General features: G+C 31.4%; 24 protein-coding genes and 2 pseudogenes. 7 read left to right on the top strand and 19 right to left on the bottom strand.

Annotated features, from left to right (window positions below; all coding sequences use genetic code 11):
• The first annotated feature begins 193 nt into the window (after positions 1 to 193).
• A complete protein-coding gene (locus tag IW20_RS16905) occupies positions 194 to 868 on the top strand; it encodes a hypothetical protein (protein ID WP_035624922.1) in 675 nt (224 codons plus the stop codon).
• Positions 869 to 958: 90 nt separating this feature from the next.
• Positions 959 to 1,411: a thioredoxin-dependent thiol peroxidase gene (gene bcp / locus IW20_RS16900; RefSeq protein ID WP_035624919.1), complete on the top strand. Its 453-nt coding sequence runs from the start codon at positions 959 to 961 to the stop codon at positions 1,409 to 1,411.
• Between the two features lie 391 nt (positions 1,412 to 1,802).
• Here the strand turns inward: bcp and IW20_RS16895 are convergent, their stop codons facing one another.
• Positions 1,803 to 3,263 (bottom strand): TonB-dependent receptor, encoded by a 1,461-nt coding sequence (locus IW20_RS16895; RefSeq protein ID WP_035624917.1) that lies wholly within the window; start codon positions 3,261 to 3,263, stop codon positions 1,803 to 1,805.
• Between the two features lie 95 nt (positions 3,264 to 3,358).
• Between IW20_RS16895 and IW20_RS16890 the strand changes: the two genes are divergently transcribed.
• The 3 genes from IW20_RS16890 to IW20_RS16880 are packed head-to-tail and all read left to right on the top strand — an operon-like array spanning position 3,359 to position 5,123.
• A complete protein-coding gene (locus IW20_RS16890; RefSeq protein ID WP_035624914.1) occupies positions 3,359 to 4,123 on the top strand; it encodes an MBL fold metallo-hydrolase in 765 nt (254 codons plus the stop codon).
• Between the two features lie 12 nt (positions 4,124 to 4,135).
• A complete protein-coding gene (locus IW20_RS16885) occupies positions 4,136 to 4,636 on the top strand; it encodes a hypothetical protein (RefSeq protein WP_035624911.1) in 501 nt (166 codons plus the stop codon).
• 49 nt (positions 4,637 to 4,685) lie between these two features.
• A complete protein-coding gene (locus tag IW20_RS16880; protein ID WP_035624909.1) occupies positions 4,686 to 5,123 on the top strand; it encodes a hypothetical protein in 438 nt (145 codons plus the stop codon).
• Positions 5,124 to 5,350: 227 nt separating this feature from the next.
• Here IW20_RS16880 and IW20_RS16875 read toward each other — a convergent pair whose 3' ends face one another.
• The 11 genes from IW20_RS16875 to IW20_RS16835 form a co-directional block, all read right to left on the bottom strand.
• Entirely contained in the window at positions 5,351 to 5,920 is a 570-nt protein-coding gene (locus tag IW20_RS16875; protein WP_035624906.1) for a cysteine hydrolase family protein, read from the bottom strand.
• A gap of 26 nt (positions 5,921 to 5,946) precedes the next feature.
• Complete coding sequence (locus tag IW20_RS26390; protein WP_165571456.1) at positions 5,947 to 6,114, bottom strand: hypothetical protein; 168 nt, start codon at positions 6,112 to 6,114, stop codon at positions 5,947 to 5,949.
• Positions 6,115 to 6,142: 28 nt separating this feature from the next.
• Positions 6,143 to 7,384, bottom strand: coding sequence for an alpha/beta hydrolase-fold protein (locus IW20_RS16870; RefSeq protein WP_035624904.1), 1,242 nt, complete (start codon positions 7,382 to 7,384; stop codon positions 6,143 to 6,145).
• A 205-nt stretch (positions 7,385 to 7,589) separates the two neighbouring features.
• Entirely contained in the window at positions 7,590 to 7,979 is a 390-nt protein-coding gene (locus IW20_RS16865) for a DUF5071 domain-containing protein (RefSeq protein ID WP_035624901.1), read from the bottom strand.
• A 36-nt stretch (positions 7,980 to 8,015) separates the two neighbouring features.
• On the bottom strand, positions 8,016 to 8,546 hold the full coding sequence (locus IW20_RS16860) for a DUF4269 domain-containing protein (RefSeq protein WP_051885843.1): 531 nt from the start codon (positions 8,544 to 8,546) through the stop codon (positions 8,016 to 8,018).
• Between the two features lie 161 nt (positions 8,547 to 8,707).
• Entirely contained in the window at positions 8,708 to 8,884 is a 177-nt protein-coding gene (locus tag IW20_RS26385) for a hypothetical protein (RefSeq protein WP_165571455.1), read from the bottom strand.
• 132 nt (positions 8,885 to 9,016) lie between these two features.
• Positions 9,017 to 9,604, bottom strand: coding sequence for a hypothetical protein (locus IW20_RS16855; RefSeq protein WP_035624896.1), 588 nt, complete (start codon positions 9,602 to 9,604; stop codon positions 9,017 to 9,019).
• Between the two features lie 57 nt (positions 9,605 to 9,661).
• The gene (locus IW20_RS16850) at positions 9,662 to 10,306 is read right to left on the bottom strand and encodes an alpha/beta hydrolase (protein ID WP_035624893.1); all 645 of its coding nucleotides are present in this window, start codon (positions 10,304 to 10,306) and stop codon (positions 9,662 to 9,664) included.
• Between the two features lie 69 nt (positions 10,307 to 10,375).
• The gene (locus IW20_RS16845; protein WP_035624891.1) at positions 10,376 to 10,702 is read right to left on the bottom strand and encodes a membrane protein; all 327 of its coding nucleotides are present in this window, start codon (positions 10,700 to 10,702) and stop codon (positions 10,376 to 10,378) included.
• Between the two features lie 115 nt (positions 10,703 to 10,817).
• Entirely contained in the window at positions 10,818 to 12,074 is a 1,257-nt protein-coding gene (locus IW20_RS16840) for a dihydroorotase (protein WP_035624888.1), read from the bottom strand.
• Positions 12,075 to 12,186: 112 nt separating this feature from the next.
• Positions 12,187 to 14,115, bottom strand: coding sequence for a vWA domain-containing protein (locus IW20_RS16835; RefSeq protein ID WP_035624885.1), 1,929 nt, complete (start codon positions 14,113 to 14,115; stop codon positions 12,187 to 12,189).
• 265 nt (positions 14,116 to 14,380) lie between these two features.
• Here IW20_RS16835 and IW20_RS16830 point away from each other — a divergent pair, with 265 nt between their 5' ends.
• Positions 14,381 to 15,484: a lactonase family protein gene (locus IW20_RS16830; RefSeq protein ID WP_035624883.1), complete on the top strand. Its 1,104-nt coding sequence runs from the start codon at positions 14,381 to 14,383 to the stop codon at positions 15,482 to 15,484.
• Positions 15,485 to 15,693: 209 nt separating this feature from the next.
• Here the strand turns inward: IW20_RS16830 and IW20_RS16825 are convergent, their stop codons facing one another.
• The 5 genes and pseudogenes from IW20_RS16825 to IW20_RS26735 form a co-directional block, all read right to left on the bottom strand.
• Complete coding sequence (locus tag IW20_RS16825; RefSeq protein ID WP_035625024.1) at positions 15,694 to 17,046, bottom strand: DEAD/DEAH box helicase; 1,353 nt, start codon at positions 17,044 to 17,046, stop codon at positions 15,694 to 15,696.
• A 102-nt stretch (positions 17,047 to 17,148) separates the two neighbouring features.
• Positions 17,149 to 17,913 (bottom strand): TIGR02757 family protein, encoded by a 765-nt coding sequence (locus IW20_RS16820; RefSeq protein ID WP_035625023.1) that lies wholly within the window; start codon positions 17,911 to 17,913, stop codon positions 17,149 to 17,151.
• A complete protein-coding gene (locus tag IW20_RS16815) occupies positions 17,900 to 19,600 on the bottom strand; it encodes an LIC_10190 family membrane protein (protein ID WP_035624879.1) in 1,701 nt (566 codons plus the stop codon). The genes IW20_RS16820 and IW20_RS16815 overlap by 14 nt, the downstream gene beginning before the upstream one ends.
• Before the next feature lies 1 nt (position 19,601).
• Positions 19,602 to 20,051, bottom strand: a pseudogene (locus IW20_RS26740) (ABC transporter ATP-binding protein); the annotation flags it as partial.
• Between the two features lie 183 nt (positions 20,052 to 20,234).
• Positions 20,235 to 20,480 (bottom strand): annotated as a pseudogene (locus IW20_RS26735) (ATP-binding cassette domain-containing protein); the annotation flags it as partial.
• A 259-nt stretch (positions 20,481 to 20,739) separates the two neighbouring features.
• On the opposite strand from IW20_RS26735, the gene IW20_RS16805 reads away from it, so the two are divergent.
• Positions 20,740 to 21,054, top strand: a complete 315-nt coding sequence (locus IW20_RS16805) for a hypothetical protein (protein ID WP_035624874.1) — start codon at positions 20,740 to 20,742, stop codon at positions 21,052 to 21,054.
• On the opposite strand, the gene IW20_RS16800 is transcribed toward IW20_RS16805, so the two are convergent.
• A complete protein-coding gene (locus IW20_RS16800) occupies positions 21,044 to 21,346 on the bottom strand; it encodes a DUF6787 family protein (RefSeq protein ID WP_035624872.1) in 303 nt (100 codons plus the stop codon). The two genes, IW20_RS16805 and IW20_RS16800, sit on opposite strands and share 11 nt — an antisense overlap.
• Before the next feature lie 32 nt (positions 21,347 to 21,378).
• Positions 21,379 to 21,810 carry a DUF6146 family protein gene (locus IW20_RS16795; RefSeq protein ID WP_035624869.1) on the bottom strand — a complete coding sequence of 144 codons (432 nt, stop codon included), beginning with the start codon at positions 21,808 to 21,810 and terminating at the stop codon, positions 21,379 to 21,381.
• Positions 21,811 to 21,959 lie beyond the last annotated feature (149 nt).

The raw sequence follows: 21,959 nt of genomic DNA, 5'->3' as shown, positions 1-21,959 counted from the left end.
TACAAATTTTATCATGAGCCTAATCCAGCTTTCCGTTACAACACCTCATCATGGTCGTAATATTTTTATGCATTCGCAAGAGCTTCCGCTGGTCGCTTTGCTAATACATAAAATATAAACCACCATAATTCCGGGGTTTCCACTACAATCTGGGCTAACAAATCGGGAATTATAGCAAAGTCAGTAGGTAATTATGAAAACCACAATGGTAATTATTTTAGGAATCATTTCGCAGATTTGTTTCGGACAGAATTGCGGTTGCAATAAGCAACGCCAATTAAATGAAATTATATCTTGTAAAAAGACAATTTTTAAAAATGGAGCAAAAATTTACCGACAATTTAATTGTGATTCATCTTGGGTAGTTTTCGAGAGTAAAGCTGCGAAAAAGAAAATACTTTTTTCGTTAGATAGAGAATTGATTGAGTTAACGGAAAGATTAGGATATTCTAGTTGGACAGAATATAAAAAAGCCTTTATCATAGAAAATCGCTTAGTTTCTGGCTGCTGTGATCCACCTGAATTTATATTGTTTGATAAAAACGATGGAAGAAAAATAGCCGAAATAGGTAGAGAAATATATCATAGCGAAATCGAAGAATATCCATATTTCATAAGTATCGATAAAGAAAAAGGAACTTTTTTAAGTTTTTTAAATTTAGAAACGAATAGAATTTTTAGAATTAATTTGCCAAAAGGAAGAATTGAAGAGACTTTAAAATATGCGAATAGTATTTTTCCAGAATCATTATTTGAAAAAGGAGAAATTAAAAATGGTATTTTTGAAATTAAATATAAATACAAAAAAAGAGAAAAAGACAATTGGTCTATTGGGAAAGTTATTGTTGATTTAAATAAATATAAATAGTAACAAAATTTTGAAAATCTAATAATCAAAAACTCAAATAACCAGAGAAGTCGAAGTCAGTTTAAAAAACAATAATAAAAAAACATAAAAATGACAACATTACAAATAGGAGATAAAGCACCAAATTTTTCAGGAACAGATCAGGACGGAAACACACATAAACTAGCCGATTATGCAGGCAAAAAACTAGTAGTATTCTTTTATCCAAAAGCAAATACGCCAGGATGTACAGCTGAAGCTTGCGATTTAAGAGATAACTACGAACGTTTTCAAGCAAATAATTATGCGTTATTAGGAGTTAGTGCCGATGCTCAAAAAGCACAAGCTAAATTTAAAGAAAAATACGATTTCCCGTTTCCATTATTGGCCGATGAAGACAAATCAGTGATTCAAGCTTTTGGAGTTTGGGGACCTAAAAAATTCATGGGACGAGAATACGACGGAATCCACAGAACAACATTCGTAATTAACGAAAAAGGAATCATCGAAGACATAATTTCAAAAGTAAAAACAAAAGAACACGCAGATCAAATCTTGAAGTAGAGATTACAGTTTCGGTTTTTAAACTCAGTTCTCAGACGATCTTTGTCAAAGTTCAAAACTTTGACAAAGATTCTTTCCCTGTTCAGTCAGACAATATTGTGGTTGTTTTATGCGCAATCTGCGCCTTTGTATCTATGAACCTCAGTGTCTTTGAAGCTTTCTCAACCAATCTTTTTAAGCAAAGTTTAAAGGCATAGCTCACGGTTTCAACCGTGTGATACCGATTGTAATAATACATCGCGCTTCAACGGTTGAAACCGTTGGCAATGTTTTGTTATATAAATCTCACTAACTATCCTCCAAAAACAAAAAAGCATCAGTTTTATAACTGATGCTTTCGTATTTAAAACCTTTGCCTCTTAGGACCTTAGTTCCTCAGAGCCTCAGTAACTTAATTCGATTCTTTTAAAACTTTATTCGGTTCATAACCAAATAAGTGATGTTCTTTTATGATTTCGGCAATACCTTTAGGGAGCATTGGTTCCCATCCAGGTTTTCCTTGGCTAATCATTTTTAATACCTCTCTAGAGAATACCTCTAACGTATGTGGATCGAAATCGGCTACATCAACAACTTTACCATTGAATTTAAAGAACTTGTACAATTCTTTCATTCTAGGATGTACTTTTAAGTTAGTTGAATTCATGATAGTACCATCTTCGTCAATCATTGGGTATAAGAATACTTTCATGTCGCGGTAGAATAATTTTCCGAAAGCTTCAAGAATTCCTCCACTTAAATGGCGGTAGTATTTCTCATCAAATATGTCGACTAAATTGTTAACACCCATTGCTAGTCCCATTCGGGCTTTGGTATAATTAGCAAAATATTCAACAACTTTATAGTATTCCTGGAAGTTCGAAATCATTACAGTTTGTCCTAGCGAACAAAGTAATTCGGCTCTATCCATAAAATCGCGCTCATCGATTTCTCCATCAGAACGAAGATTAGATAAAGTGATTTCAAAAATTACCAGTGTATTGTCTTTTTCGACTTTGTTTTCTTCGAGAAACATTTTTAATGATTTCTCGTACATATCCATATTAACTTTCGTTACAGGACGAAAACTTCCGCGTAAGGCAAGAATATTCTTTTTGTATAATATCGCAGCAGGAAGAATGTTTTTACCTTCAGGATTGAACATAACGGCATCTGTCATTCCATTTTTAACCAATTGCAAGCTAATCAAACGATTATCTACATCGGCAAAACGAGGACCAGAAAAGTTAATGGTATCAATTTCAAGCTGATCTTTATCTAAGTGATCGTATAAATAACGAAGTAATCTTTTAGGATCGTTGTATTTATAAAATGCTCCATAAATTAAGTTTACTCCAAGAATACCTAATGTTTCTTGTTGTAATCGAGCATCAGTTTCTTTAAAACGAATATGAAGAATAATTTCATTATAAGCTTCATCAGGTTCAATCTGGTATCTAATTCCTACCCAACCGTGACCTTTAAATTGCTTAGCAAAATCTATCGTTGCAACAGTATTTGCGTAGCTAAAGAAAAGTTTTGTAGGGTGTTTTTCTCTGCTTAAACGCTCTTCGATTATTTGCCCTTCAAGAGTTAACATTTTCTTTAATCTCTCTTCAGTAACATAGCGGCCATCACTTTCAATTCCGTAAATGGCGTCACTAAAATCCTTGTCGTAAGCAGACATCGCCTTTGCAATTGTTCCAGACGAACCACCAGATCTAAAAAAATGCCTTACTGTTTCTTGCCCCGCACCAATCTCTGCAAAGGTTCCGTAAATATTTTCGTTTAGATTTATGCGTAGTGCTTTGTCTTTTATGGATGGTATCTGAGCGATGACTTTGTCACCTTTAAGTTTTATTTCTATACCCATTTTATTTTAAATATGGCTGATTTGTTACAAAGTTAGTAAATTAGGCTTCTAATGAAAGATAATTAATCCTATTTTTGTAAAAAAATAAAGTACAATTGAAGGTATATTTTTTAGGCACAGGTACATCTCAAGGCATTCCGATAATAGGGGTTGATCATCCAGTATGCAAAAGTACTGACCCTAAGGATAAAAGACTTCGAGTATCAATTTGGATTAGTTGGGATGACCACTCTTATGTGGTAGATTGTGGTCCCGATTTTAGACAACAAATGCTCACGTGTAACTGTCAGAAATTAGATGCAATTTTATTTACACACGAGCATGCTGATCACACTGCAGGGTTGGATGATATACGTCCGTATAATTTCAGACAAGGCGAAATGCCAATTTATGCTCACGAACGTGTTATTGGTAATTTAAAAAAACGTTTTGATTACGTTTTCGAAACCGTAAATAAATATCCAGGTGCACCATCAGTAAAAACCATCGAGGTAATTAACGATGAACCATTTGCTGTGGGAGATAAAATGGCAATCCCGGTAAATGTTATGCACGGAGATTTACAGGTTTTTGGGTATCGAATAGATGATTTTGCTTATTTGACAGATGTAAAAACTATTGAACAAGTCGAAATTAACAAATTAAAAAACTTAAAAGTATTAGTGATAAATGCATTACGTGTAGAGCCACACGATACACATTTTAATTTGCAGGAAGCCCTAGAATTTATAACTTTGGTTCAGCCAGAAAAGGCTTATTTAACACATATTAGTCATGTATTAGGATTTCATGAAGAGGTACAAAAAACGCTACCTAAAAATGTTTTTCTAGCCTATGATAATTTAGAAATCACAATTTAATTATATTTAAAAATGAAAAAATCCCTATTGCTTTACCTTTTTATCATTGCGATACTTATGAATATATTTACCTATATGTTTTATAGTAAAGAAGTAAAGTTTGAACAGGAACGTTATGTTAAAACAACAAAAAAACTTAGAGACAGCCTTAATTTAGTAGAAACGAAATTAAACGAAGCCAATTACTTTTCATTAGAAAATAATCAAAACGCTCAAAATTATTTTGATTCCTCAGATGCTTCAAAAACGATTCAGTACGAGAAGCTAATTCCTATCGTTACAGAGAAATTAATGGACCTTAATGCGAACCCAAAAGGGAACCCATATACAGGACAAGATCAAATAGGAGCAAATAAATTTATCATCAATAAAGTAAAGGTTTTAAATCATAGATGGATTATTGCAGATTTTAGCGATGGAGAAATATGGGGAGAAGTCTTATTAAAATACTTTGTTAATAATGATGAAAGTATTACTTTTGAAGTAAATCAATCATTATTATACCAAAAATAGGATTCCTAGAACAGTATAATAATTGTATAACAACTAATAAATAGAACATATGAAAAAAGTATTTTTATTTTCGATTATTATAGGTCTTACTTTTTCTTGCGCTAAAAAAGTTTCTCAAGAAGAAACTAAACCAGTCAAAGAAGAAGCTAAACCTGAGCATATTGTAGGAGGAGATTCAGATGCACATGGATGTAAAGGATCTGCTGGTTATACTTGGTCGGCTGTTAAAAATGAATGCGTGCGATTATTTGAAGTTGGAACAAAGTTAGAACATGCCAAAGATGGTAAAACGTATTCTACTGTAGCTTATGTTATTTTTGAAAAGGATGGAAATAAAGCCGAGCTTTTTCTTGATACAGAAGAGGGAACAATTATTTTAGAACGAAAAGCCGAAGGAGAACCTTGGGTTAATGGAGATTACGAATTAATACCTTGGAAAGGTTATGTACTTAAAAAAGCCGGTAAAATTATTTATACAGGCCAGTAAATAGAAAATATATAACAAAGGCGAGAATTACTTCTCGCCTTTGTTGTTTTTATATAAATCTATTATTTTTTGCCACAGATTAAAATGATTTTCAAAAACAATAGACGAAATCCGTTTTTATCTGCGTTTTCGCTTTAGCGAATCTGTTTTATCTGCGTCCTTTTTGAGCAATAGAATCTTAGTCTTTGCGAGCTTTGCGGAACTCTTAGCGATTCTTTGCGGTTAAATTAAATATTCTGTTTTATAAAATCGGTTGTTACCACTTGAGCAAACTCATCGTTTAGGCTGGCAAGAGCAGTTTGGTGAATTGTCTCAGCACTAAATTCCTGACCACTTAATCCCTTCTTATTAAAAGTAGCTGTTGCATCAGAAATTAAAAAGGTATTGTAACCAAAATTCCCAGCCATTCTAGTAGTTGTCGAAACACAATGATCAGTTGTTAAACCTACAATAACAAGCGTATCGATTTTATCGTCATCAAGTTGTTCTTTTAGACTTGTACCAATAAAAGCACTATTTACATTCTTCTGAATTACTGTTTCTCCTAAATCAGGTTTTACAATATCTTTAAAAGCATTTCCAGGATTGGTTTCATGAAGTAAAGAATTTGGATTAGAAGAACAATGTTGAATATGGAAAATAGGTAATTTATTAGCTCTCCAAATTTCGAGAAGTTCACTTGCATTTTTTTCGGCATTTGGGTTATTGCGTTCTCCGCCCCAATATTCGATATTATCAAAACCTTTCTGGATATCAATTAGAATTAATGCGGGATTGTCAAGTTTAGATATTTTCATTTTTATAGTTTAGTTGATATAGTTGCTTATAGTTTTAAACCTCTTTTTTCCATCTCTTCAGCGAGTTTTTTAGGAATTGGCCGGCAAGAACAATTTTTTTGATGTAATAAGTGCCATTCCAATCGTTGTTCAAAAGTTGGATTTTTTGGCATTTTGTTTTCTTTATGCCATGTTGCGTTTAACTTGCTTGTCATCACTTTTAGAGTTTAAAATGATAATCCGTTATTTCCCTTTTTGAAGTTCCTCTAGTTTTTGTTTCGTTTCGATATTTTCTTTGTTGATGGATAACGCTTTTTTGTAATTGCTTATTGCATTGGGTTTGTCGCTTACTTGTTTGTAATAATCTCCCATAGAATCATATACATTAGCACTTTCTGGATAATTTTTTATATTTAGTTTAAAGAAATATTCAGCTTGAGGTAAATTCTTTCTTCCTAGTGCCATATACCCACATTGATTAATAGGAGCTTCAGGAGGATGTATTTTATACCCCATTTTTTCAGATACATTTTGATAATGTTTTTCAATTTTTGTAGGTAATGCCATCCCTGTATCCATTAAATCAGTAATAGTCAAGTTAAGATTATAGAAGTTAAAAATAAATCTAAGTGCGTCATATTCGGCAATGAAGGGAACAGAACCATGACTGTCTTTGTCATAATATTTGTATTCAAAATGTAATTGGTTTTGTTTGTTCTTTTTTAAATCATTGGCTAAGTCTAAAATCGAACGAATATGTCTTGTAACTTGAGTTGTATCTTTTTTTACTCTAAGCGTGTCCATACCAGCTTCCATCGTATTGGCAATACCCAAAAATAAACTGGTGTTCTTGAATTTTTTCTCAGCAAATGTTTTTTTACTTTGCTCTAAAAATTTCTGTTTGTCCCACCACATACTTGGATCGATAGAAACATAAGAATTAAATAAATTAGTATGATTTGCAAGTACATTTATAACTGTTAAACCGCCAAAAGAATGCCCAATTAGCATTTTGTACGGAGCAGTAGGATAGTTGGTTTCAACGTATGGAATTAATTCTTTTTGGATAAATGCAATGAAATTTTCATTTCCACCAGTAGTTTTACTTGCTTCGCTAGTCATCATTGGTAAATCAGATTCGATATGAGTAGGAGTTAAATCACGGGCTCTATCGGTATTGAGTATTCCTACTACAATCATTTTTGGACAAATTGTATTACCGTTCATAGCACTTAATTGCTCTGTCATACCTACAACCGAAGTAAAATGTACGTTTCCATCTAATAAATAAAGAACCGGATAATGTTCTGTTTTTGGAGAACCTTTGGTATAACCATCAGGAACATATATCCAGACTTTTCGGTCTTCATTTAATATCTTAGATTTAATAGTTTCAATCGTACCAATTGTAATCTTGTTATCCGATTGAGCTTTTGCAAAAAACGAAATGCTAATAAAAAGTAGCGAGAATAATAGTTGTTTCATAGTTAGTTAGATCAGTTTAGATGGTTAGTCTTATTCCTTATTATTTGTTACAAGAAACGATAGTTTAAAGATATAACGATTTATTCTAAATAAGAAAAGGGAGGTGTAAAATATGAAAAGTAAATGCGTAAAAAGATGTTGTAAACAAGGAAGATGTAAAAAGTGAGATGTAAAAGAAGAAAGTAAGATATGAAAAGAAAGTAATTTAATTCCAACCACGTTCCTTGATTATTTCATTTGCTATTTCATCGACATACTCTAAGCTTTCATCTTTGGTAGGATTCGTAGCAATTAATATAATTTCCTCACGAATGAATGTATCATTTGTAATTCTTCCAAAAATGGAGATAATCCAATATTTCCATATTTGATCATTTGTTTTCAAGATATTAAGAATTTCTTGTGTAATATTTTCGTTGATGCTTACAAGATATTCAGAAACTGGCTTCGCAACTGGCCAATTGCAATCTTGAAGCCATTCTAATAATTCCGGAATTATTGATTTCAGTTCCAGATAAGAATAGTTTTTTAAATTTTCGGCTCTTTTTATATCGTGCTTGTCTTTTGGAATTAAATCCTTTGTGTTTATCTCCATTTTTATTGATTCCTACTGTATTGTTACCATTGTTGACTAAGAAATAGTTTTATATTCTAATAATTCTAGATATGGATTTCCTTTTAAACCAAGTAACAGCCCAAACGCAGGTTCAGTTTTATAGCCTTGTTGTTTTAATTTGATAATTTCTTGTCGAAAGTTCTCGCCTTTGGTTTGTAATATTTCATATTCTATAATCATGTGTCTGTATCCATTTTGTTGGTTTACAGGAATATTTTGACCAAAGATTTCAATTTCAAAATCTTGAGTTTTAAAATTAGCAATTATGGTTTCCTTATTATCAATTAGCGTTTGTTGAATTTCAAAATCGCTCTCATTACCGAAAGCAGTATTTAGTTTCTTAATGAATTTTTGTTTATTTTCCCAATAACAAATAATATCCAAATCACTGTTTTCGATATCTATATTTATAGGAATCGTTCCAACCAGAATAGGATTGAATTCGGTAATTTTAGACAACATTTCTTTGGAAGTAAGTACTTCGTAAGCTTTGGATTGTTTACTATTTCCATTTTTTAAATAATTGATATTGGTAAAATCTATCATTGCAATTGGTTATAGGAATTGTTTAATAAAAAAAGGTTTTAAATAAAATATTTAAAACCTTTTGTATTTATGTGATTTCAAGTTTACTATTTGAAATTTAAAGATATGACAATTTAGTATTACTGATAGAAATTGAAGTTATAAAATGAAATCTTACTTATTTAAAGGAAGAACAGAAGGTATAATTTCATTAATAAATTCAGGATTCCTAAAATGAATAATATTTTCCAATATTTTTTAGAAGTCTGAAAGTTTGGATTTTTAGTGTTTTTTATAAAAAGACCAGCAGCAATTAATATTGCTGGTAAAATAAAATCTAGTAAATTTTCTATTCTCATTATTGTGTTTTTTGTTATTGAGTCAGAATTGAATTAAAAGTATATTTCATTTCTAACCACGTTTAAAATTATAGAGATTTTGATGGTTTTACAAAATTTGATTGCAATTTAAGAATTACAACTGAAATATTTTCAGAAAAGAGATACTGTCATAAAAATGATTATATAAATCCAAAAGTTATACAGTATTGTAAAGCTAAAACCATATAAAATACTTCTTGAATATGAATCTTTACAGACAGATGATTTTTTAAAGACAAGCCTTAAAGCTCTAAAAAAAATCCAATAAAGCATTGCTATAAAAGTTAGAATAGAAATCCATATTATCGCTCCAAAAGCCCAAAATAAATAACTTATTATAATTGCCATAATAAACCATAAAACCAAGCTTACAAGAACTCCTAATATGCCCTCACCAACATCGGGAACAGAAGAACTGCTTCCTTCTAGTACTAAGTCTTTTAAGAATTCTAATTTCTTTGATTCAAAACGATCTGTTATTTTTCCTAAATTATCTTTTATTTTCACTCCTCTATATAATCCGATTGAAATAAATAAGAAGAAAGCTAAGGATAAAATTGTTGTAGATAGTAATGAGTTTTCAAAAATAGAATTATGATTTCCAAGTCCAAAAAGCCAAACAGATAAAATGGTCAAGCTAATAACAATAAGAGTAATTATAAAGATGTTCTTGGAGTTAAGAATTTTATAATTACTCATTTTGAAATTTATATTGAATTGTTTTTTAAACTGAAAAGCGTGATTGGATTCTGAAAACTATTGTGCTAACCAATTTTTAAAATCAAAGAAATTTTGTGGAGCAACTCCATGACCAACAGGATATTCTTTATACGAAACCGGAATGTTTAGGTTTTCTAGAATTGAAGGTGTTTTTCTAGCCCAATCAATAGGGATTACCTGATCTACAGTTCCGTGAGAAGCAAATATTTTTAGGTTTTTGAAGTCGTTTTTCTCGTAACCTTCTTTGATGATTTCATCGTTAAAATAGCCACTCATTGCAACTACTCTCTGAATTTTTTCAGGATAAGAAAGTGCTGTTGCATAACTTAAAATTGATCCTTGACTAAAACCAATTAAGGTTATATTGTTTGGATCTATTGGGTAATTTGCAGTTAACTCATCAATGAAATTTGCAATTAAATCACGTGATGTTTTAGCTTGTTCGTTATCAGAGAATTTGTTTTGATCAGCGTCAAAATTAATGGCGTACCATGCATAACTACCATATTGCAAATCATAAGGCGCTCTAGCCGAAATAACATAATAATTATCAGGAAGCTCGCTAGCAAAAGAAAATAAATCTTCTTCGTTGCTGCCATATCCGTGAAGTAATAATAATAGAGGGTTTTTGTCTAAGATAACTTTTGGTTCTCTTATTTTATATTCTAAAGATAAATTCATTCTTTTAATGATAAATTGTGAGTTGTAAATTGTGAAATGCAGTTGGTGGCTCTTAGTTTATATCAAAAACTAACCGATGCTTTTAAACCATTTTTGAAAAAACGCACCTACCAAAGGCACAGGTTTAGTTTCGCCTTTTATAGCGCTAAAAATTCCGTATGTCCATAAAATAGAGATACAAATCCACATTGGGAAAGTAATCATAAAGCTATCAAAATTACTTATAATAAGTCCGAAAGAGATAAAAGTTAAGGATAATCCTAATGCCTGACGTATATGAAAAGAAGCAAAGCTATTTTTATTTTCGGAGTTCATCGACATCGCGATTAAAACACCAATAATTAATATATAACTGGTAATAGCAGGAGTTTTTCCTTCTTCGATTGAGTTGTTCATTCTTGTGTTTTATAGTTTTTTTACTTTCGATATTAAGATTAAAATGATTTTTGAATCATCTATAAATTAGGCTTAATTTTTCTTAATCTCTTAATGGTAAAATTTTAATTCTTTTTTATTTTTCTACTATCAATTGATTCTGATTCACAATTCCGTAAACAGAACCTTTCAATGGAGTTCCTAAAAAGGCTGAATTCTTAGATTTAGATAAGATATTGCTTTTTGCAAAAACACTTTCTCCATTAGGATTAAACAATGTAATATTTGCTTTAGCGCCTTCGGCAATTGTATCATTTTCGATATCAAAAACAGATTTTCCTAATGTTAGTTTTTCGATAACAGTTTCTAGAGGCAATACGGTTAATAAAGCACCAAAAGCACTTTCTAGACCAATTGTTCCATTTTTAGCCATATCAAATTCCATTTTTTTGAATTCGATATCAATCGGATTATGATCAGATGTAATCATATCGATAGTTCCGTCAAGAATACCATTAAGCAATGCTTGTCTGTCAGTTTCTGTTCGTAATGGTGGTGTAACTTTAAAGCGGGTATCAAAACCTTCTAATTTTTCATCGGTTAAAACCAAATGATGTACAGCAACACTAGTCGTTACGTTTAACCCTTTTGCTTTAGCATCTTTAATTAATTGAACAGATTTGGCAGTCGAAATGGTTGGTATATGAAGTTTTCCTCCTGTATATTCTAATAAAAATAAGTTGCGAACGATTTGTAATTCTTCGGCTAAATCTGGAATTCCTTTTAATCCTAATTTTGTCGAAACAATTCCTTCATTGGCAACACCATTTCCTTTTATATTTTGATCTTGCGAGTAAGCAATTACTAAACCATCAAAATCCTGAACATATTGCAAAGCAATCTTTAAGAGGTTGGCATTGTCAAGACTTTTATTATAATCACCAAAAGCTACCGCTCCGGTTTTTTTCATGTCAAATAATTCAGCCATATCTTTTCCTTCACTTGCTTTAGTTAAAGCTCCGATAGGAAAAAGTTGTGTTGCAAAACCATTCGCTTTGTTTTTTACAAAATTTACCTGCGATTGGTTATCAATAATCGGGAAGGAGTTAGGTTGTAAGGCAATGGCAGTAAATCCGCTTTTTGCAGCTACATTCAATCCGTTTGAGATAGTTTCGCGGTCTTCATAGCCTGGTTCTCCAAGTGAAACACTACTATCAAACCATCCTTGCGAAATATGTAAATTGTCGAGTTTTATCTCTTCGGCATTTTCAGTATTAGGAAGTGAGGTTCCTATTTTTTCGATTAAACCATCTTTAATTAAAATATCTGCAGTCTTATTATGAAACGGACTTTTAGAATCTATAATTTTTGCTTCACGGATGATTATTTTCATATGTAGATAAATTTATTTTAATTGAAACAATTAAGTTTTAAAATAGTAAAGCTTAATTTATTTGAGCATTAAGTTAATAAAGGAAAAACTTAATTTTCTTAATAGTAAAAAATTACTTCACAAACCTGATAATTGCCATTTCTAATGCTAAAAATAACAGTGCAAAGATAACAAACCATTTCCAAATTTGATTGTCAGTTCGTTCAGTTTGTAAGGTGTTAAAAATAGTCGAAATCGTATCGGCAGTTTTGTAGTCAGAAACTAGATTTGCATTGACTTGGCCTAAATCGCTTTCGCTTCGTTTGTAATTAAAACTTACGTTTTCTAACGCTTCTTTTTTATTATAAATGGTATAATTACCAGCTTGTTCAGGATAATCGTTGAAAACGATTTTTACTTTGTTATTTAAAATCTGCTGAATCGGAATAAATTGTTCATCAGTTCCTCGTACTTCCAGGATTGCATCTTTAGATAATAAGGCTTCAACAAAATAAGGCTGATTATTACCAATTGTAATGGCAATTATTCCAGATTTCTGATTGTTTTGTGCCATTTTATAAAAAATAGGTACAATTAATGGCGATTGCTGAAAGTTAGAATTAATACTGTTTATAGGTGCTGAAAAAATTGAAACTGCCGAAACTTGATTTTGTATCGAAGTTAAAAAAGCAGTTTGATCTTCATAAGATAAAGCTGCGGAATAAGAACTTGTAATGGGGAATGAACTCTTAGTTTTTGGATATTGGAAGTTCTTAATTTTATTTTCGAAAACACCTGAGAATATAGGATGATCAAAATTGATTTTTGTAATCAGTTTTTCTTTGTTTTCAAGTGACCCCATTTGTACTTTGCCAAAATTTGACAGAAATGAATTCATATTGGCAACAGCAATTTTCTCAGACGGAATAACAATAACGTTGCCGCCTTTGGATACAAAGGATTTTAAAGTGGTTTGTAATGCTTGCGGAATTTCTTCTAGCTCATTCAAGACAATTGCATCTTGTTTGTCCAGACTATTGTAATCCAGCGAACGGATGTCAAAATTATGGTAATTGAACTCTTCAGATGTATAAATTCGAGATAAGAAATTGCTCTTTGCAGGATCTCCTATACTAATAACGTTGGTTTTTTTAGGGTCGGAAATGCTGAAATACAATTTATTGTCATATTCTAGACCATTGTCTTCAATAGCTACATAACCATGAAAAGCTTGTTTAGGAATGGTAAAGTTGACTTTTTTCTTTTTGGTGTCAAAATTTACAATAGTCTTAGCGATTAGTTTTCCATTGTTGAATAAAGACATAGAGATAGGTTTGAAATCCTCCCCATATCCAGATAAATTAATGCCTATATCATAAAAGTTATCTAATGTCTGATTGATGTAAACACTATCAATCGCCACGTTGTTTTTTTGCTCTGCTTTTGGAATTATAAAATAAGGAGCATCTTCGGAGTTAATATTTTTTAATTGTTTTTCGTTCAGTCCAACTGCATCTGTAATAATAATAATGTCTTTTTTAAAGGCAGATTTGCGAGCTTTAACTTTTGCTATTATATTGTCAAGCTCAAAAGGAGTCGCGCTATAATTTAGACTTTGTAATGAGTTACGAACTGATTTTATGTCGGTATTCCAATAATTTTCAGTGTTAGTTAGTAAAGAAAATTGAGCATTTTCGGGCGTATTTTCTAATAATTCCTGAACGGCACGTTTTAGTAGTTCGCCTTTTTTTCCTTTTGCCTGCATACTAAACGAGTTGTCAAGAATGATATACATTTCGTTATTCGCATTTTTGCTGTCTTTTGCTGTAAAATAGGGTTGAGCAAAGGCAAGAATAAGGCAGGTAAGTAGTAATAATCGTGAAGCTAATAAAAGCCATTTCTTGATTTTAGAACTTTTTCGGGTTTGAATAGAGAGTTTTGCTAAAAGTCTAACATTGGTAAAATAAGACTTTTTGAAGCGGCGTAATTGAAATAAATGAACCAAGATAGGAACAATCAATAAGAACAGAAAGTATAAAATTTCGGGATGTTTAAAATGCATTCTAAAGTTTAGTTTACTTCACTGATTTTATTTCCAATGGAGCTCATTGAATTTTTCGTTTGTCAAAAATACAAATTTACAATCAGTTTTTACTGATGTTGTTATATTTTTTCGAACCAGTAAATAAATCCTAACCAATATAAGGATATTATGTATTTTAGCGTTTCAATTAAATTTTAAAGTAGGAAATTGCCATGATTCAGATATTACAAAAGTAATCATGAAGGAGATTCTATTTTCGATAAAAAACAAATAAAATAGTCAAATGAAAAAATCGTATGCCGTTTTGCTTTTAATTTCATTCTTTACAGGAATTCAGGCGCAAAACAAAGTTAATTTATTGGTAGGAACGTATACTAATAGTTGTGATAGCAAAGGGATTTATGTGTATGAATTCGATACCAATTCGGGTGAATCGAAGTTAAAAAACACGTCTGAAAGTACCGTAAGTCCAAGTTATTTATCGGTTTCCGCAGATAATAAATTTATTTATGCTGTTAACGAAAGTGGAGCAGAAAGTACAGTAAGTGCTTTTGGATATGTACCAGCATCAGGAAAGGTTACTTTTTTGAACAAGCAAAAAGCAATGGGAGCAGATCCATGTTACTTAATTAATGATGGAGAAAATATAATTACGGCTAATTATTCTGGAGGAAACATCTCTGTATTTAAAAAGACTGCCGAAGGAATTTCGGAAGCTAAACAAGTGATTCAGCACACAGGAAAAGGAGTTAACCCACAAAGACAAGAAGGTGCTCACGTGCATATGGTTTATTTTTCGCCAGACAAGAAATATGTTTTATCGAATGATTTAGGTCTTGATAAAGTTTTTATATATAATTACAATCCAAAGTCGAAAGATAAAGTTCTTACTCTAAAAGGAAGTGTTGATGTAAAAGCAGGAAGTGGTCCAAGACACTTAACCTTTAGTAAAGACGGGAAATTTGTGTATTTAATTCAGGAATTAGACGCTACCTTAACTACGTTTAGTTATGATAAAAACGGAAGTTTGAAATTGATTGCTGAGACAAGTATTCTACCTAAAGATTTTAAGGGAGGAACAGGAGCTGCAGCTATTAAAATTTCGCCAGACGGTAAATTTTTATATGTATCAGATCGTGTAGATGCTAATAATATTTCAGTTTATAAAATTCTTAAAAATGGAAAAATTGAATTAGTAGAGCAAGTAAGCACATTAGGAAAAGGACCTAGAGATTTTTCTATTGATCCTACAGGAAAATTTCTTTTGGTAGGACATCAATACACAAATAATATTGTTGTTTTTAAAAGAGACAAAGTAACAGGAAAACTTACAAATACAGGAAAGAGAATTGAGTTGTGTGCGCCTGTATGTTTGGTTTTTAACTAGTTCTTAGTAATAGTATCAGTCGCAGTTTCAGTATTCAGCCTCAAAATGAGATTACTTAATACTGAAACTGCGACTGAATACTTAGATTCTAAGTAAAAAAAGGCTCAAAGATGTAGAATTAAGTTAATAACTTGAAACTTTACATCTTTGAGCCTTTTATATTTTACGCACAAGATAGAGAAACCTTTGAACCTTTGAACCTAAATGATTTACTTATTCTTATCTTTTCTTTTCTTATCTCTTGTTTTTAGCATGTTTCTGTTAACAGATCCGTGCGTTTTCTTTTTAGTTTTAGAAGGACCTCCCAAGTTGACTTTTTTATTCTTTTTTGCTTTTTCATGGAAAGCGCCATCACCATCAAGTTTTTGTTTTTTCATCAAGAACTTAACTGGTTGTCTGTCTTTTTCAGGCTCGATTAATTTTATCGAAACTTCTACTTCTTCAGGGAAATCAGCAATATCAAGTTCTCTGTTCATTAAAACTTCTACTTCTACTTTAAACTCTTCTTCACGTGGAGTGATAAAGCTTATTGCAGTTCCTGTTGCATCGGCACGACCAGTTCTACCGATTCTGTGCATATATAATTCTGGAAATTCAGGAAGTTCAAAGTTTATAACGTGAGTAATGTTAGAGATATCTAAACCTCTCGCCATAATATCGGTAGTTATAAGTCCGCGTAGCGTTCCCTCTTGGAAAGAAGCCATCGTACTCAAACGGTAATTTTGTGATTTATTAGAGTGGATTACTCCAAACTGACCTTCAAAATCTTCTTCGATACGGTCATGAAGCATATCCGAAATCTTCTTATTGTTTACAAACACAAGGACACGACTCATGTCTTCGTTAGTTTGTAATAAGTGTTTCAGTAAGTTTACTTTTGTATTAAAGTTAGGAACATTGTACGTAATTTGCTCAATGTTTTCTAATGGAGTTCCAGATGCTGCAAGGGTAACTTCTTCAGGAAAATCAAAAAAGTCATTTAAAACCGCATCAACTTCATCTGTCATTGTTGCAGAAAACAATATGTTCTGACGTTTGGTTTTCATCATCGCCAAAAGCGCTGTTAATTGTGTACGGAAACCAAGATTAAGCATTTCGTCGAACTCATCAATAACTAGTTTTTGAGTTTCATCAAAACGAACAACTGCATCTAGAGCTAAATCCATAGTTCTTCCTGGAGTTCCCACCAAGATATCGATTCCTTCGTAAACAGCTTTTTTTTGTGTATTTATATTTACACCACCAAAAATACCTAATGTTTTAACCGACATGTATTTGGTTAATTTCTCTACTTCTTCTACAACCTGAACTACTAATTCACGTGTTGGAACAAGGATTACAATTTTTGGTGTATTGGTTGGAGTAAACTTGTATAGTTTTAATAAAGGCAATAAGTAGGCAAATGTTTTACCTGTACCGGTTTGTGCAATTCCCATCATATCACGACCGGACATAATTACAGAAAAGGATTTTTCCTGGATAGGAGTAGGCGTAACGAAGCCTAATTCATCGATTGCTTTTTGTACGGATTTAGGAAGATTGAATGTCTCGAAAGTGCTCATTTGCATTAAATTTTGTGCAAAGGTACATTAAAATCATGGTTAGTTCACTAAATTCTTAGAATCATCTGATGATTTAATAGTATAACAATCTAATTATCAATATTAAAAGCCTTCAAAAACGCCTAGTCCAAATAAAGCAAAGTCGTATTTTACTGGATCAAGCGGATCCATTTTTCGAAGATTTAAATCTAGTTCTGCCAGTGCTTTACCGTCGTTTTGCTTTCGCGAAAGCAATTCTAGTTTGCGAGCTACGTTTCCAGAATGTACGTCAAGTGGACAAGAAAGTTTTGCAGGCGAAATATTTTTCCAAATTCCCAAATCGACTCCTTTTGTGTCTTGGCGAACCATCCATCTTAGGTACATATTAATGCGTTTGGCTGCCGAATTGTTTAATGGGTCAGAAATATGTTTTTGGGTTCTTTGTAAATGATCAATCTCAAAGAATGCTTTTTTAAATTCATGAATGCTTTTTTGTAAACTATCTTTTTCCTGATTTTTAGAGAAGATAGCTTCTAAGCCACCATGATTTTTATAAATGTGTTGCAATCCTTTTATAAAGCTGCCAAAGTCTTTTCCGTTGAAGGTACGGTGTACAAAATTTTCTAATCTTGCTATATCCTCATCGTTGTGACTCATGATAAAATCGTAGGGTGTATTACCCATTAATTCCATCATTTGGTGTGAGTTTTTAATAATCATTTTACGATTTCCCCAAGCAATTGTAGCGCTCAGGAAACCCGCAATCTCGATATCTTCTTTTTGCGAAAATAAATGCGGAATTTGTACAGGATCACTTTCTATAAAATCCTGATTGTTATATTGAATGACTTTTTCGTCAAGGAAATCTTTAAGCTCAGTTTGATTCATTTGATATGTTTTTGGCGTAAAAGCCATCTTTTAAATTAGTTGTTCGCATTTGAGGTGTTATCTTGTAATAAGTCTCAAAATATTTAATCTGTTCTTCGTTAACGCAAGGTATTACCCCGTCTCCAGTTCCCCAGAAGAAAGAATTATCTACAGGAGAGTTGTATTGTAAATTACCATTTGATACAGGTTTATAATCTGCGCTAAATTTGGAATTTTTATATGGGTAAAAGATGTTGTTTATAGAAAAAGTACTATTACTCGTTAAAAAAGTATTGGTTGTGAATGCTTTTAAATTAATTGGAATGATTACAATAAATGTCAGAATTAATAATGAAATATAAAGCGCGAGAATAATCCTGTTTCTGTTATTAAGAATAAGACTTGCTATTAGAAATGAAAATAACAATATAAAATTCATGAAGAATCTATATTGTGGCGAAGATAATATTAGCAATATTAATTGAAAAATAAATACACCATATAGAATCCAGAATGCTTTTTTATTGAAAAATTTAAAGATGAAAAAAGGCATGATTATAAGCAGTAATACAATGATTTTATTAAAGAATCCGTGCAGAGCAGGTCTAGAAATCCATGTTTTAAAGATTTCGAATACACCCATATTGTCAAATTCATTTTGTGTAATCGAAAAAGCTGCTCGTTTAGTTTCATCATAATAAAAATGTGCCATTGAAGCAGGGATTTGAAAATCAAAATGAAATATATTTAGTGTTATAGGGAATAAAGGATATCCGCTAATAATGGTATTTTTTATTAAAAATAAAGAAAAAACAAGTAATCCAATACTTAAAGGTTTTGCTATTTGGGGAATTAAAAGTTTGTAATGCTTTATAAATAATAATAGCACAATTAAGAAAAGTGCAATTGCTGTTGTTTTAATATATATCGCAAAAATGACTAGAATAAAAATAGTGTTAAATGTCCCAATATCAACATTCTTATAACTATTTAAGAAGCTAAAAAAGACAATTAGCGATAAGATATAAATAGGCAAATCGGGAGATGGAGAACTAATAAAAGAAAAGAAGAAAAGATTTGCCAAAGGTAGTAATCCGATAACTAGGTAATTAATTTCTTTATTTTTGAAATAATAATTGAGATGAGAAATGGCATAAATATTCCCTAAGAGAAGACAAAAACCACTTAAATCATTGAACTTATCATACAAGAATGAAAAATTAAATACACTTTGGGTAATATGCCAGCCACTTGTCTGGGCAAGAAAAAGATGTAAATTGGCAAGACCTTTTACAAAACCATATTCATTAATCCATTTAATGGTTTGGATATAATAAGATTCATTATCTATTATGTAAGGAATTGATGCACATTGAGCTAAAATTAAAACGGTAATAATAATTAAAGCTATTTTTAATAATTTGTCTAAGGATTGTAATTCCTTAAAAAAGCTGGTGTAAATAACTTTGAGATCATTTTTTAATCTTAGGTACGTTCCAATGTTTATTACTAATAAGAAAATTTGAAATTCAATATTTATCCTACCAAAAACAGCCCAAATGCTCGCAAGAATTGTTGTTGTAAAAAGACCTAGAATAGAGAGAATTATAAAATTTGAATTCTTTAATCGCAGAATCTTATCAGTTCCTAAACCAAGATTTATGGTTGTGAAAAGAATATAAATCCAGCTTAAAAGAATTAAAATCATTTTAGGATATTATTTGCCCATCGACCATTACTAGTTTTCTATCGGCCATATTAGCAAGTTCTTCGTTGTGGGTTACGATAACAAAAGTTTGCCCAAATTCGTCACGAAGCTGGAAGAACAATTGATGTAAATTCTCGGCAGAATGGGTGTCTAAATTCCCTGATGGTTCATCGGCAAAGATAACGTCGGGCTTGTTGATTAAAGCCCTGGCAACGGCAACACGTTGTTGTTCTCCACCCGAAAGTTCATTTGGTTTATGGTGTATTCTGTGTGATAAACCTAAATATTCCAAAAGTCTTTTAGCTTCTTTCTCTATTTCGGCTTTGGGTTTATTAGAGATAAAAGCGGGTATACAAACGTTTTCTAATGCTGTGAATTCAGGTAATAGCTGGTGAAACTGGAAAATGAAACCTAAATTCAGATTTCTAAACTCAGACAATGTTTTATCTTTTTTACTCTTTCCGTTAAAATATCTAAAGTAATAAATAAATAGTGATAGTATTGGTAAAAGCATTGCTACTAAGGTGACTGTTCCTAGTAAATCATTTTCTATTTTTGATCTAAAAAACAATAAGTATACTGCTAAAACTACAGCGTAAATTCCTCCTATCCAAGTAACAATTCGAAGTCTTTTTTCTTGTTTAGAATTATCCTTTTCTACATCCTGAAGTGCTAAAATATTTTCGCCGTTAATGGTTAAAGATGATTCACTATTTCTTTCGGGTTTGTCTAATGTTCCTAAAATTTGTAAAAGTGTTGTTTTTCCTGCTCCAGAAGCTCCAACTATAGAAACAATTTCTCCTTTTTTTATATGCAAATCAACTCCTTTTAAAACCTCAAGTTGATCATAGAATTTATGTATATTTTTTGCCTTTATCATTACGAAACTGTTTTTACAAAGAAACAAAGATTCTACCGATATAAAAATGTGTTGTAACAGAATTTTAGGAACATTTTTTGGTAAAAGTAAATTGCGAAAATTGGAATGGATACAATATATCTTTTTTGATGTTGAAGATTTTAGGAATGAAATTTGATTAATGGTTACGGAACGATACGTTTATTGATGGAAAAATAAATAGACAATCTGTTCAAAATGAATTATATTTGAAGTAACTCAGGTTTTAATAGATATTAAAATGGAAGAAAAAACACTTGTGAAAGACGAGAGAACAAAAAAACTTTTATTAGGATTGCTTTTTGATGCAATCGGAATGGTGAGTTTTACAATTCCTTTTTTAGGGGAATTTGCCGATGTTATTTGGGCGCCACTAGCGGGTTTTTTAATGACTTATATGTATAAAGGTCGAGTAGGAAAAGTAGCTGGTATCCTGACTTTTGTAGAAGAGATTCTTCCGTTTACAGATATTATCCCATCATTTACGCTGACTTGGGTTTATACTTATTTTATCCAAAAGAAAGATAAGCGTATTGAGAATGATATTATTCTTTAAACAAAAAGCCTAGCCCCATACTTTTAAGCATTTTTTTCTCGAAGTTCCAGAAAAAACGGAATTGCCCAAAAATGGCACCTATTGCTACAAGTAATACTTGATAGATAGGAAAAATGATTATTAAGCGGATAAGGGTAAACCAAAATCCGAAATCTTCTTTTGTAATTCCTAAAAAAACACAAAAAGGCTTAGATAACCATGCCGAAGTAGAGCCGGTTATAGCAAATACAATAAATATGATGGTGAGTTGAAAATTAGAAGTAATCCCCCAACGTTGTTTTAATTTATTCATTTTTATTTATAATGATTACAAATATAGTAACATTATCGGGATGGGACATATCCTGCTAGCTTTTGTTTGTAAGTATTTTGAAAATAAATCATGTAGTTGTAAATTAAGTAATTTACCTCGTATCCATAATTAATTGTTGGCTCATAATCAATTCTCATTTCGTACAGGTTCGGACTAAAACGTTGTGGTTGCGAAACCCTGTTATTCCACTCACGTACATATTGTTGGTTTTTATTTTCAAGATAAGCCTGTGAATAATAATTTCGAGGTAATGCTACTGAAGCTAACCAGGTACTAAATCCATTGTCTATTATTATGACTTCGTATTCTAAATCATCGTTTACAATACGAACTGTATCATTTACCGATGTCGCTGGTTTTTTGGTAACAGCAACACTTGTTTTTTTAGTAGAACAAGCTACAATAACAAATAGAACAAGTAATATGTAGATGCTATTTTTCATGGCTTAAAAAATTGAAATATAAATTTACAAAAAAATCAGCGAAGGCTTTTTTTATTTAACAGTTTTTTGAAAAGAGGTGCTAAGGTGCTAAGGTGCTAAGGTTCAAAGAGGCAAAGGTTTCCTGTTGGGATGTATAATTTTAGGTTCAA

Origin of the sequence: Flavobacterium hydatis, from assembly GCF_000737695.1 — a bacterium.
GTDB lineage: Bacteria > Bacteroidota > Bacteroidia > Flavobacteriales > Flavobacteriaceae > Flavobacterium > Flavobacterium hydatis.
This window is presented reverse-complemented; position numbering and strand designations above follow the sequence as displayed.